This is a genomic window from Megasphaera stantonii (assembly GCF_003367905.1).
Classification (GTDB): Bacteria; Bacillota; Negativicutes; order Veillonellales; family Megasphaeraceae; genus Megasphaera; species Megasphaera stantonii.
The window spans coordinates 654,385-667,456 of the sequence record NZ_CP029462.1 but is presented as its reverse complement, the minus strand read 5'-3'; the positions used below and the strand labels follow the sequence as shown (position 1 = coordinate 667,456).

Genomic DNA, 13,072 nt, shown 5'->3' with positions numbered 1-13,072 from the left:
ACCTAGATTACTTTACATACAGGAGAGTGTTTAACAATGGCAAAACAGATTTTGTTCAATGAAGAAGCACGCCGCGCTTTGGGCAAAGGCGTCGACGCTTTGGCAAACGCAGTAAAAGTTACGTTGGGACCTAAAGGCCGCAACGTCGTATTGGATAAGAAATTCGGCGCCCCGACGATTACGAACGACGGTGTAACGATTGCCCGCGACATCGAATTGGAAGATCCCTTTGAAAACATGGGCGCACAGCTCGTCAAAGAAGTCGCTACGAAGACGAACGACGTAGCAGGCGACGGCACGACGACGGCTACGCTGCTGGCTCAGGCTATGATCCAGGAAGGCATGCGCAACGTAGCGGCCGGCGCGAACCCGATGATTTTGAAACGGGGCATTGAAAAAGCTGTCGCTAAATTGGTAGAAGAAATCAAACAGCGTTCCATCGCCGTTTCCGATAAAGCTGCTATTGCTCAGGTAGCTTCTATTTCCGCAGGCGACGAAGAAATCGGCGGCCTCATTGCCGACGCTATGGAAAAAGTTGGTAAAGACGGTGTCATCACCGTTGAAGAATCCAAGACGATGGGTACGCAGCTGTCTGTCGTCGAAGGCATGCAGTTCGACCGCGGCTACATTTCCCCGTACATGGTAACGGACCCGGATAAGATGGAAGCCGTTATGACTGAACCGTACATCCTCGTTACGGACCGCAAAATCGCTTCTATTCAGGAAATGCTCCCTGTCCTCGAAAAAGTCGTACAGGCCGGCAAAGAACTCCTCATCATCGCAGAAGACGTAGAAGGCGAAGCGTTGGCTACGTTGGTAGTCAACAAGCTCCGCGGCACCTTCAGAGCCGTTGCCGTTAAGGCTCCGGGCTTCGGCGACCGCCGCAAAGCGATGCTTCAGGATATCGCTATCCTCACCGGCGCTACTGTCATCACAGAAGACGTAGGCCGCAAACTTGACAGCATTACGATGGAAGACCTCGGCACGGCCCGTCAGGTTCGCGTTACGAAGGACGAAACGACGATCGTTGAAGGCCACGGCAACGCTGAAGAAATCAAAAACCGCGTTGCGCAGATCAAAGCGCAGATCGCTGAAACGACGTCTGATTTCGATAAAGAAAAATTGCAGGAACGCTTGGCCAAGATGTCCGGCGGCGTAGCTGTCATCGAAGTCGGCGCTGCAACGGAAGTTGAATTGAAAGATAAGAAGCTTCGCCTCGAAGACGCCTTGAACGCTACGCGCGCAGCTGTTGAAGAAGGCATCGTAGCCGGCGGCGGCACGACGTTCATCGACATTCTCCCGGCTTTGGATGAATTCCATGAAGAAGGCGACGTACAGACGGGCATCAACCTCGTAAAACGCGCTATTGAAGAACCGGTTCGTCAGATTGCTGCCAATGCAGGCTTGGAAGGCTCGGTTATCGTAGCGAAGGTTAAAGCATCCGATAAGGGCGTTGGCTTCAACGCGCTGACGGAAGAATACGTCGACATGGTAAAAGCCGGTATCGTAGACCCGGCTAAGGTTACGCGTACGGCCTTGCAGAACGCTGCTTCCATCGCCGCATTGGTATTGACGACGGAAACGTTGGTTGCAGACAAACCGGAACCGGCTCCGGCAGCCCCGGCAGCTCCCGGCATGGGCGGCATGCCTGGCATGATGTAAGAGTTGTTCTTACCTGTGTAAATGTAATTGCAAAAGCTCTCGTGATTTTTCGCGAGAGCTTTTTTACGTGCATTTTTCTTGACCTTTCGCTTAAAATTTTATATGATAGGGAAGTTCAATTCTTAGCTATATCAGGAGATGTCGTTTTTTTATGAACCACCGTATTTCATTGCGTCAATTTCTGCCCCTGGCGGGGATTACCGTTTCGGCTTTTTTATTTAATACGTCGGAATTTATGCCGATTGGACTGCTGACGAGCATCGCTTCGGACTTTCAGATTACCGAAGCGCAGGCCGGCGTCATGATATCGGCCTATTCCTGGGCGGTTACGATTTTATCGCTGCCTCTCATGCTGCTGGCCTGCAAGGTAGAATACCGCAAGCTGCTGCTGATGACGCTGGGCGTGTTTTGTCTGGGGCAGGCACTATCGGCTTTTTCCAGCCAATATGCATTGCTGACGGCGTCGCGCATCTGCGTGGCCTGCGCTCATTCCGTCTTTTGGTCTATTGCGGCTCCTATGGCCGTTCAGCTCGTAGAAAAGGAACATCGCTCGACGGCGCTGAGCATGGTGGCGACGGGAACTTCTATCGCGATGATTTTAGGCCTGCCTTTAGGCCGCGTTATCGGCTTGTATATTGGCTGGCGCATGACCTTCTTGACGATCGGCATCATATCTTTTCTCACCTTGGTTTATATATGGCGCGTATTTCCGCAGATTCCCAGCCGCTCGGCCTTCTCGGTACGGCAGCTGCCGGAGCTCGTTAAAAATCCCGTCTTGATTCGTTTATATGGGCTGACCGTAGTCATGGCGACGGCATATTATACGAGTTACAGCTATATCGAACCGTTTTTGCAGCAGATTGCCGGTATGTCGGAAGAGTGGATTACTTTGACGCTGATTCTTTTCGGCCTCAGCGGATTAGGCGGCAGCGTCTTGTTTTCGCGCGGCTACGGCCATTTTCGCTTCGGAATGCTTCGCCTGTCGTTTATCTGCATGGCTGTGCCGCCATTATTGCTGCACGCGGCTTCAGGCAGCTTGTATGCCGTCATGATATTATGCGCGGTCCTCGGCATGGCTGCTACGATCTTCAACGTATCTTTCCAGGCCGAACTAATTCAGCATACGTCTCTCAGCGCGGCTGCCGTGGCGATGTCTATTTTTTCCGGCATCTTCAACTTGGGAATCGGCAGCGGCACCTGGATTGGCGGCATGGTTTCTACGTACAGTTCTATTGCCTATATCGGCTATGCCGGAGGCGGCTTGGCGGCTGCTGCGTCGGCGTATTGTATTTTCAGCTTTATCAAACGGCTGAAACAAGGGTAATTGCGGTAAAATGGATGTGTAAGGCCGGCGAGCAGGCTGGGACATAGAGGCGTCAGAATTCATCAAAAAATTTTCAAAAAAGTACTTGCATTTTTTCTTTCTTACTAGTATAATAAATATCGTTCCAGTGAGAACACATGAGTTATTCCTCAATAGCTCAGTCGGTAGAGCAATCGGCTGTTAACCGATTTGTCGTAGGTTCGAGTCCTACTTGAGGAGCCATGGCCCCTTGGTCAAGTGGTTTAAGACACCGCCCTTTCACGGCGAGAACATGGGTTCGAATCCCGTAGGGGTCACCACTATTTGGGCGATTAGCTCAGCTGGGAGAGCGCCTGCCTTACAAGCAGGATGTCAGCAGTTCGATCCTGTTATCGCCCACCAGACTCGAGAGCGCTAGTGCAGTGATGCACTAGCGTTTTTTTTCGTATACGGAGATATACTTTAATATGGAAAACAGCCAGATATGCCGGGGCACATCTGGCTGTTGTGTCAGGATTCTGTTGGTTTTTTCAGGGATTGCTTTAATTTTTTGATCGATAAGCCGACGCGGCCGCGGGAGCTGTCGACGGAGATGATGACGGCATCGACGACGTCTCCGACGCTGATGACGTCGGTCGGGTGGCGGAAGGGATGATTGCACAGCTCGGAGCGGTGAATCAGCCCCGGTGTCTTTAATCCGAAGTCGACGAACGCGCCGAAGTCGACGACGTTGTGGACGGTGCCGCGGACGACGGTTCCTATTTTTAATTCGTCCAGAGATACGACGTTGCGGCGCGTCAGCGGCAGAGGGAATTCACTGCGGACATCGCGGCCCGGCTTGCGCAGCTCTTCCAGGATATCGCGGATCGTCGGCTCGCCGGCCTGGAATTTGGCGGCCAGGACGGGGACGGCATTCATCTGCACCTTGCTTTGCAGGGCGCGGAGTTTCTCTTCGTCGTGGAGGTCTGCTTTCGTCAGGCCATAATGGCTGATGATTTTTTCTGTCAGCTCGTACGATTCGGGATGGACCGACGTGTTGTCCAAGGGTTCGTCGCCGCCTTTAATGCGCAGGAAGCCGGCGCACTGCGTAAAGGTAGCCGGGCCTAAGCGGTTGACCGACAGCAGCTCCTGCCGGCTGTGAAAGGGGCCCTTTTCCTTGCGGTAGGCGACGATATTGGCCGCCGTGGCCGCCGTCAAGCCCGATACATGCTGCAGCAGGGCTGCCGACGCCGTGTTGAGGTCGACGCCGACGTAGTTGACGACGGATTCGACGACGGCGTCCAGGGCGGCTGATAAGGACTTTTGGTTGACGTCGTGCTGATATTGGCCGACGCCGATTGATTTCGGGTCGATTTTGACGGCCTCTGCCAGGGGATCCTGAATCCGGCGGGCAATGGATACGGCTCCGCGGATGGTGACATCCAGGTCGGGCAGCTCTTCCCTAGCCAGATCGGACGCAGAGTAGACCGACGCGCCTGATTCGTTGGCGATGATGTAGCGGCAGGATAAGTCGTTTTCCTGAATGAGGCTGGCTACGAACTGCTCCGTTTCATAAGAGGCCGTGCCGTTTCCGATAGATAAGAGCGTTACGCCGTGATTTTGAATCATGCTCAGGAGGGTGTCGGCGCTGGCGCGGCGCTGTTTTTCCGAGCCGGTCAAATAGCAGACGCCGTAATCGAGGACGTTGCCCGTCGCGTCGATGACGGCGGCCTTGCAGCCCGTGCGGTATCCCGGGTCCAGGCCTAAGATTACCTGTCCGGCAAAGGGCGGCTGGAGGAGCAGGCTGCGCAGGTTCTTGGCGAAGATAGAAATGGCCTGCTTTTCGGCCCGTTCTGTCAGGTCGCTGCGGATTTCCCGTTCCAACTGGGGGAAGATGAGGCGCTTATAGCTGTCGGCTGCTGCTGCGGCGATGATCTGCCCGTAAGGCGAATCGCAGACTGTTACGTCTTGTATGAGCTTGCCGATGTTGGCGTCCGGCGTGTCGGTCAGAGTTACCTTCAGCAGCTTCTGCGCTTCTCCTCGGTTGATGGCCAGTATGCGGTGGCTGGGAAGGGAGGCGATGCGGCCGCTGAAGTCCTTATAGGTCAGCATGGCCTTGGCTTCGTCCTCTTCGACTAACAGGGCGCATTCCAGCTTTGACGTTTTCCACAAGGCGCGGCGGAGATACTGACGGTACGGCGCAAGCTCGGACATGCGTTCCGCTAAAATATTGGCCGCGCCGGCAATGGCGTCTTCGATTGTCGGTATCGTTTCGTTCAGGTAAGACGCGGCGGCCTCTTCCGGAGACGGACCGTGGGGGTCCTGCTGCCAGAAGATGTCGGCCAGCGGCTCCAGCCCGGCGTCGCGGGCCATGGACGCTTTTGTCCGTTTTTTCGGCTTGTAAGGCATGTAAAGATCTTCGATTTCCTGCAGCTTGCCGGCCTGGTCTAGGAGACGTCCTAATTCTTCCGTCCACTGGCCTTGCTCCATAATGGACTGGCGCACGGCTTCGCGGCGGCTGGACAGGGCTTGTTCATATTCGTACTGCTCCTGGATTTGGCGCAGCTGTATTTCGTTCAGCATACCCGTCGCTTCCTTGCGGTAACGGGCAATAAAGGGAATCGTGTTGCCGCTTTGCAGGAGGCTCAGGGCCGTCTGGATTTGCTTTTCTGACACGTGTATCGTATGAGCGATTGTTTGAATAATGTGTTGGTCTGTCATGGAAAACTCCTTTCTAATACAGTATATATTATGCTTGCAAATTTTGTATTCGTCAAATTAAAAAATTTTATCTATTTATATTGAAAAATCTATTAATAACCGTTACAATGTAATAGAGAATACTTTCGCATATTATATGTTTAGTTAGTATGCTCAGTATCCTTGCACAAAAGGGGGGAAACGATATGAATATTGCCGAATTATTACGGAGTAACGGCTACAAGGTTACGCCGCAGCGGCTGGCTGTATACGATGCGATCGATCATAATATGACCCATCCCAACGCAGAATCCATTTACCAGCAGCTCCAGCCCCAGTATCCATCGATGAGCTTGGCGACGGTGTACAAGACCATGGAGATTTTTGCAAAAATCGGCGTAGTAAAAATTTTGCAGTGCGGCGAAGACGCCCACCGCTACGATTATAATACATCCCAGCACGCCCATATACGGTGCGTCAAATGCAACCGCGTGCTCGACGTCGATATCGACGAAGGCCAGCTGGCCAGACAGGCCGAGGCGCAGACAGGATTTTCTGTCAGCGGCGTGAGTTTGTCTTTCCTGGGTGTATGCAAGGACTGCCAGGAGGCAGAATAATAAAAAATACGAAGAGCGCTGCAGCGAAGTGACATACTATTTGCTGCAGCCTTTTTCTTATGCGAGGTGAAGAAATATGCTGCATATAGGATGTCATCTGTCCGTTTCCCAGGGCTTTCGCCATATGGGCGAGGAAGCTCTGACCATCGGCGCCGATACGTTTCAGTTTTTTACGCGCAATCCCCGCGGCGGCAGTGTCCGAAAGCTGGATATAGACGATATGAAGCAGCTGAACGAGCTCATGGCGGCCCATGATTTTGCGCCTATTCTGGCCCATGCGCCGTATACGCTCAACGGCTGCTCCAAGACGGAGCGAACGCGGCAGTTTGCCGTCGAAGCGATGAGCGAGGATTTGCAGCGGCTGGAATATCTGGATAACTGCCGTTACAATTTTCATCCCGGCAGCCACGTCGGGCAGGGCGCGGACGAGGGAATCCGCCTCATTGCGTCCATGATGAACCAATGCATGTTTTCAGGACAAAGGACGACGGTGCTGCTGGAAACCATGGCCGGCAAGGGGACGGAAGTAGGCCGCAGCTTTGAAGAGCTGGCGGCTATTATCGACAAGGTGCAATTTTCTGATAAGGTAGGCGTCTGCCTGGATACGTGCCACGTATTTGACGGCGGCTATGACATTACGGAGCGCCTGGATGAGGTGCTGGAGCAGTTTGACCGCCTTATCGGATTGGAGCGGCTGAAGGCCGTTCATATCAACGACAGCAAGAATCCCCTGGGCAGCCGCAAGGACCGGCATGAAAAAATCGGCGAAGGCCATATCGGACTGGAGGCATTTCGGAAGATTATCAACCATCCGGCCCTGCGGACGCTGCCGTTTTATCTGGAAACTCCTAACGAGTTAGACGGCTACGCCAGGGAAATCGCTATGCTGCGGGATTTATACTGCGAATAAGGAGGGATTGCCTATGCGGATTCTGCATACGGCAGATTGGCATTTAGGAAAACTATTTTACGGCGATTACCTGACGGACGACCAGGCCTATGTGCTGACGGAACAGCTTCTGCCGATGATCCGGGACGAGGGCATCGACGCCGTCGTGCTGGCCGGCGACGTATACGACCGCAGCTTGCCGCCGGCAGACGCCGTGGCCTTGTTTGATGAAATCGCGACGAAGATTACGGCGGAAGCGGGGGTTCCCTTTTTCGTCATCAGCGGCAATCATGACAGCGCGGCCCGCCTGTCCTTCGGCAGCCGGATGCTGGAAAAACAGGGGTTTTATATTGCCGGGGAACTCGACAAGCTGATCGGGCCGGTCGTCCTGCATGACGCCTATGGACCCGTGGCCTTTGTGCTCCTGCCGTTTATCGAGCCGGCAGCGGCCAGGTTGTATTTCGGCGACGATACGATCCGCAGCCATGAGGACGCCTTAGCCCGTTTCATAGACAGCCGGCGCGCCGGAACGGCGATGCGGACGGTCTGCGTCGCCCATGTCTTCGCTGCCGGCGGCGAAAGCAGCGATTCAGAACGCCCGTTGTCGATCGGCGGAAGCGACGCCGTTTCGCCGGCCTTGTTTTCCGACTATACGTATACGGCTCTGGGCCATCTCCACGGGCCGCAGCAGGTGGGCGGGCCGAACGTGCGCTATGCCGGCAGCCTGCTGAAATATTCCTTCGGCGAATGGAGGCAGAAAAAAGGAGCCGTCATCGTGGATATAGACGAAAAGGGCGGGACGGCGACGTCGTTTTTGCCCTTTTCTCCCCGCCATGACGTACGCGTCGTCGAGGGCTTGTTTGAGGATATCATGGCCGGCGAAGACTTGCATACCGACGACTATATCCTGTTCCGCCTGACCGATACGGCTCCGATTCTGGACGGCATGGCTAAGCTGCGGCAGAAATATCCGCGAGCGGCGGCGCTGGAAATGCCGAACCGTCAAAGCGGCGGCACGGGAGAACGGGACTTCGACCTGCACAGGACTACGGAGCGGCAGCTGTTTGAGAGCTTTGCCACGGCCATGATGCCGGACCGGCCGCTGACGGAGGCCGAGCAGGCTTGCATGGACGACTTGTGGACGGATATGCTGCAGCGGGAAGGAGACGGCTTGTTGTGAAACCATTATATTTGGAAATGAACGCCTTCGGTCCCTATGCCGGGCGTCAGGTTATTGATTTCCGCCGGCTGGAAGATCATAAGCTGTTTTTGATATACGGGCCGACCGGCGCCGGCAAGACGACGGTACTGGATGCGATGTGCTATGCCCTGTACGGCGAAACGAGCGGAAACCGCCGCTCGGGCGCCCATATGCGCAGTGAATATGCTTCGCCGGAAGAGGAGACGTACGTCGTCTTTGCCTTTGCCATCGGGCCGGCGCGGTACTGCGTCGAGCGAAGGCCGGAGCAGCAGATAGCGAAAAAGCGCGGCACTGGCTTAAAGAAATCGGCGGCGTCGGCCGCCTTATACGCCGTGGACGAAAAGGGCGAAAAGACGGCGGTCATTGCGACGAAAAAGGTCGGCGAAGAGGTGGAACGGCTGCTGGGCTTTAAGGCCGAGCAGTTCCGGCAGGTCGTCCTGCTGCCCCAGGGGGATTTCCGCCGTTTGCTGCTGGCCAGCTCGGCGGACCGCCAGCAGATTATGCAGACCTTGTTTCATACCCAGCGCTACGCCCGGCTGCAGGAGCTGGCAAAGGAAAAATACGACGATATCCTGTCGCAGTACGACTTGCGCAAGGAGCGCATTGCTCAGCTTTTGCAGAGCCTGGGAGCCGGCGATGCAGCGGCGCTGACCGCTATGGAACAAGCTGCAGACGAAGAACAACGGCTGCGTCAGGGCGAATTGGACGCGGCCATAGCCGACCGCGATGTCTATCAGAAAACAGTCCAGGATGCGCAGGTAGTGTACAGCCATTGGCAGAATTTGAAGGAAAGCCGCAGGCTGCGGGATCAGCTGCGTCAGCAGGAAACAGCTATGGCGGAGAAACAGGCTTATATCGACGTGCTGCGCCGCGCACAGCTGCTGGCGGAACCATGCCGTCAGCTCGATGAGATACAGGCCCAGGGCGTCGCCGCCGGACAAAAAGCCGGCGAAGCTGCCGTACAGGCCGAGGGGGCGCTACAGCGACTTCAGGCCGTACGCAAAGAGGCCGAAGCGCTGCAGGCGCAGGGCGCGGCCCATGACGCCGACGCAAGGCAACTCATACTGCTGCAGAGTATGGCGGAAAAAGCCGAGCAGTATGGAGAGCTGTGCCGCAGGGCCCGGCAGCTGGCGGACCAGAGTCGGCGCGCCGACGAGGTATTGGCGGCGCTGCAGAAGGAACGGGAGGCCTTGCAGGCCCGGATAGACGCTGGACGGGCGGAAGTAGCCGGCCAGCCGGAGCTGGCCGCGGCATGGGAGCAGGCCAAAGGGCAGGCCGCTGTCTGGGAAGAAAGGCTGAATCGAGAAGCGGCGATAGAGGCCTTGGCTGAGGAAATCTCGCAGAAGGACAGCGCGTGCCGGGCTGCCGAGGACGCCTGCCGCCGGGCCGCCGCCGGGGCAGCGCAGGCGCAGCTAGATTACGAAGGCGTACAAGCCTTGTTTTTGCAGGGACAGGCCGCTTTGCTGGCTAAGGAGCTGAAAGAAGGAGAGCCTTGTCCTGTTTGCGGCGCGACGGATCATCCCATGCCGGCTCCTTTGGCGGCTCATATGCCGCGGAAAGAGGATGTAGAAGCGCGGAAACGGCAGGCTCAGCAGCGCGATGAGGAGCGCCGTCAGGCTGAACTGACTCTCCAGCGCGTACAGGCGGAGTTCCAAAGTCTGAAGCGGCAGCGCGACGACCTGCGTGCTCAGTATCCTTTTGAATGTACGTCCGCCCAATGGCGGGTACGGCTGGACGCGCAGAAGCAGAAGGTTAGCCTCCTGGGCGAACAAGCCGCCCAGGCAGAACGGACGAGGGCCGCCGTGACGCAATGGGAGCTGAAGCAAAAGGAAGGGATACAAAAAGAAGAGCAGTCCCGCCAGCAGGCGGAAGCGGCTCGACTTGCCGCCGCGCAGAGCCAGTTGGCGAAGAAACAGGCCGAAGCGGACGTACCGGCAGAATATCGGGACGCCGCCGTACTGAGACGGCATATGGCTGATTTGAGCCAGCGCGTTAAAGCCTATGAAGAACAGGCAGAACGAAGCCGAAAGGCCGTCGTCGACGCCGAAAAGGAGGCCGCGCGCTGGACGGAGCAGGAACGCCTGCTGCAGGAGCAGGTGACGGCTCTGCGAAAGCAATATAAAGAGTACGCCGCCGATTTGAAGGAACGGGTTCGACAGGCTGGAATCGAAAGCCTGCAGCAATGCCGGGAACTGCAGCCCTTTGTAGGCTCCATCGACAGAGAGCAGCAGGCTGTCGACGAGTATAACCGGGACGTACAGCAGATACAGGGCCGGATAGCGCAGGAAGAAAAGGCCGTCGCCTCGCAGCCGGAGCCAGATATGGCGGCATATAAGGCGCAGCTTGACGAAAAAAACAAGCTGTGCCAGCGATTATCTGAATCCTGTGCCGCCGCGGCGATACGCCGACAGGAGCTGTGCCGGGGGCGGGAGCAGATTGCCGCCTGGCAGGGAGAGCAAGCGGAGCTGTCGGCTCGGTATGAGGCAGTCGGTTCCATATATGAACTGATTTCCGGACAGCATACGGGTGTCAACTTCGAGCGGTATGTGCTGGGAGCACTTCTCGACGAAGTCTTGGCGGCGGCCAACGCCCGCCTCGATTTGATGAGCCGCCGGCGGTATGAGCTGCAGCGTTCCCGCTCGTGGGACGACAAGCGCGTGCGGCGCATCGGCCTGGATATCGAAGTATTCGACAACTATACGGGATACGCCCGCCCGGCTAATACGCTCTCCGGCGGCGAGACATTTTTGGCTTCCCTGGCCTTAGCCCTAGGACTGGCCGACGTGGTACAGGCCTATTCCGGCGGCATTCACCTCGATACGATATTTATCGACGAAGGATTCGGTACTCTCGACGGAGAAACGCTGGATTTCGCCTTAAAGGCTCTGATGGAGCTCAAGCAGGGCGGCCGTCTCGTCGGCATTATCTCCCACGTACCGGAGCTGAGAGAGCGAATCGACGCGCGCCTGGCCGTCCACAAGACCGACAGGGGCAGTACGGCTGACTTCGAATTGCCGTAATTCGTAAAAATTATTTGAATCCCTTTCCAAATGGTAATATAATGAAACCTAATAACGCTATGATACAGGAGGGGACAGAAAGGATGTCTATTCAGAAGGTAAGGGAGTATTTTGCCCAGTGGGGCATGGCTGACCGCGTGTTGGAACTGGATCAGTCCAGCGCGACTGTCGACGAAGCGGCGGCGGCCCTTCATACGGAAGGCAGACGCATCGCCAAATCCATGTCGTTTTTATTGGATGACGGGCCGATTTTAGTATTGTTTGCCGGCGACGCCCGCGTGGACAATCATAAATTCAAGACGCGGTTCCATAAAAAGGCGACGATGATCAAGCATGACGACGTGGAACGGTTAATTGGACATCCCGTCGGCGGCGTCTGCCCCTTTGCCGTTAATCCCGGCGTGACCGTATATCTGGACGAATCGCTGAAGCGGTTTGAAACGGTCTTTCCGGCCTGCGGCAGCGGCAACAGCGCTATCGAACTGACGCTGCCGGAATTGGAACTCTACGCCCGGTCTCAAGGCTGGGTCGACGTTTCCAAAGGCTGGCAGGAAGAAGCATAAGGAGGAACCTACACATGCAGTTTACATTCAGACATACTAATTTTAACGTGCTGGACTTGCAGCGCAGCATGGAGTTTTACAAAGAAGCCCTGGGCCTTACGGAAGTGCGCCGTATTGAAAAGCCTGATTTTACGATTGTTTATCTCGGCGACGGCGTTTCTGATTTCCAGTTGGAGCTGACGTGGCTCAAAGACAGAAAAGAGCCCTATAATCTCGGCGAAAACGAGTTCCATACGGCCTTTTCCGTCAAGGATATGGATGCGGCCCTGGCCAAGCATAAGGAAATGGGCTGTGTCGTCTATGAAAATCCGGCTATGGGCATTTATTTTATCGTCGACCCCGACGGCTACTGGCTGGAAGTCGTTCCGGAACGGTAAGCCGTGCGGGAGGAATACGCCCAGCGGACGGCGCTGCTGCTGGGATGGGATAAGGTAGAAGCCCTAGCGGGCAAAACGGTGCTGGTGTTCGGCGTCGGCGGCGTCGGTTCCTTTGTGGCCGAGGCCCTTTGCCGGGCCGGTATCGGCCGCTTGATTCTCGTCGACGGCGACGTATACGACCCGTCTAATGTAAACCGCCAGCTCGGGGCGACTGTGCCGGCTATTGGCCGGCCTAAGGTCGAGGTCATGAAGGAGCGGTTTTTGTCGATTAATCCGGACATAGAGGTCGAAACGCATCACGTGTTTTACCTGCCGGCAGAGCGGCCGGGCCTGGTTGCGCAGTCGGGCGCTGATTACGTCGTTGACGCCATTGATACAGTAGCGGCGAAGGTCGATATCATAGCAGAAGCCTATGAGGCCGGTATTCCCGTCATTTCCGCTATGGGAGCGGGGAATAAGCTCCATCCGGAGCTGTTTGAAATTGCCGAGATCGAGAAGACGTCTGTCGATCCCCTGGCCAAGGTGATGCGGAGGGAGCTGAAAAAGCGGAATATCCGCCGCGTCAAGGTCGTATATTCCAAAGAGACGCCCCGGCCAGTACGGCGGGAAGAAGGCTGTTCCGGCATAGGCAGTATTTCCTTCGTGCCGTCGGCAGCCGGACTCATTTTAGCCGGAGCGGTGATACGGGATCTTCTCCAAATCCCATAAAAAATTTTTTATCGAGTTATACACAGGCGGCAGGCTTTCAGAAACGCAGTTTT

At 56.0% G+C, this 13,072-nt stretch carries 10 protein-coding genes and 3 tRNA genes; 12 read left to right on the top strand and 1 reads right to left on the bottom strand.

Features of this window, described 5'->3' with window-relative positions; translation table 11 throughout:
• Positions 1-36 precede the first annotated feature (36 nt).
• The 5 genes from groL (at position 37) to DKB62_RS03180 (ending at position 3,367) form a co-directional block, all read left to right on the top strand.
• Positions 37-1,662, top strand: a complete 1,626-nt coding sequence (gene groL / locus DKB62_RS03200; protein ID WP_087478854.1) for a chaperonin GroEL — start codon at positions 37-39, stop codon at positions 1,660-1,662.
• Positions 1,663-1,813: 151 nt separating this feature from the next.
• Positions 1,814-2,986, top strand: coding sequence for a sugar transporter (locus tag DKB62_RS03195; protein ID WP_107196421.1), 1,173 nt, complete (start codon positions 1,814-1,816; stop codon positions 2,984-2,986).
• 146 nt (positions 2,987-3,132) lie between these two features.
• Positions 3,133-3,208, top strand: a tRNA-Asn gene (locus DKB62_RS03190).
• Between the two features lies 1 nt (position 3,209).
• A tRNA-Glu gene (locus tag DKB62_RS03185) sits at positions 3,210-3,285 on the top strand.
• Positions 3,286-3,291: 6 nt separating this feature from the next.
• A tRNA-Val gene (locus DKB62_RS03180) sits at positions 3,292-3,367 on the top strand.
• Positions 3,368-3,475: 108 nt separating this feature from the next.
• Here DKB62_RS03180 and DKB62_RS03175 read toward each other — a convergent pair.
• The gene (locus tag DKB62_RS03175) at positions 3,476-5,665 is read right to left on the bottom strand and encodes a Tex family protein (RefSeq protein WP_107196422.1); all 2,190 of its coding nucleotides are present in this window, start codon (positions 5,663-5,665) and stop codon (positions 3,476-3,478) included.
• Positions 5,666-5,850: 185 nt separating this feature from the next.
• Here DKB62_RS03175 and DKB62_RS03170 point away from each other — a divergent pair, with 185 nt between their 5' ends.
• From DKB62_RS03170 to DKB62_RS03140, 7 genes are all read left to right on the top strand, one after another.
• On the top strand, positions 5,851-6,261 hold the full coding sequence (locus tag DKB62_RS03170) for a Fur family transcriptional regulator (protein ID WP_087477986.1): 411 nt from the start codon (positions 5,851-5,853) through the stop codon (positions 6,259-6,261).
• A gap of 76 nt (positions 6,262-6,337) precedes the next feature.
• Positions 6,338-7,171, top strand: coding sequence for a deoxyribonuclease IV (locus tag DKB62_RS03165; RefSeq protein ID WP_087477987.1), 834 nt, complete (start codon positions 6,338-6,340; stop codon positions 7,169-7,171).
• 13 nt (positions 7,172-7,184) lie between these two features.
• Positions 7,185-8,330, top strand: coding sequence for an exonuclease SbcCD subunit D (locus tag DKB62_RS03160; RefSeq protein ID WP_095629538.1), 1,146 nt, complete (start codon positions 7,185-7,187; stop codon positions 8,328-8,330).
• Entirely contained in the window at positions 8,327-11,371 is a 3,045-nt protein-coding gene (locus DKB62_RS03155; protein ID WP_107196423.1) for an AAA family ATPase, read from the top strand. The genes DKB62_RS03160 and DKB62_RS03155 overlap by 4 nt, the downstream gene beginning before the upstream one ends.
• A gap of 83 nt (positions 11,372-11,454) precedes the next feature.
• The gene (locus DKB62_RS03150) at positions 11,455-11,934 is read left to right on the top strand and encodes a YbaK/EbsC family protein (protein WP_107196424.1); all 480 of its coding nucleotides are present in this window, start codon (positions 11,455-11,457) and stop codon (positions 11,932-11,934) included.
• Positions 11,935-11,948: 14 nt separating this feature from the next.
• Entirely contained in the window at positions 11,949-12,311 is a 363-nt protein-coding gene (locus DKB62_RS03145; RefSeq protein WP_087477991.1) for a VOC family protein, read from the top strand.
• A gap of 3 nt (positions 12,312-12,314) precedes the next feature.
• Entirely contained in the window at positions 12,315-13,019 is a 705-nt protein-coding gene (locus DKB62_RS03140; RefSeq protein WP_107196425.1) for a tRNA threonylcarbamoyladenosine dehydratase, read from the top strand.
• Positions 13,020-13,072: the final 53 nt, after the last annotated feature.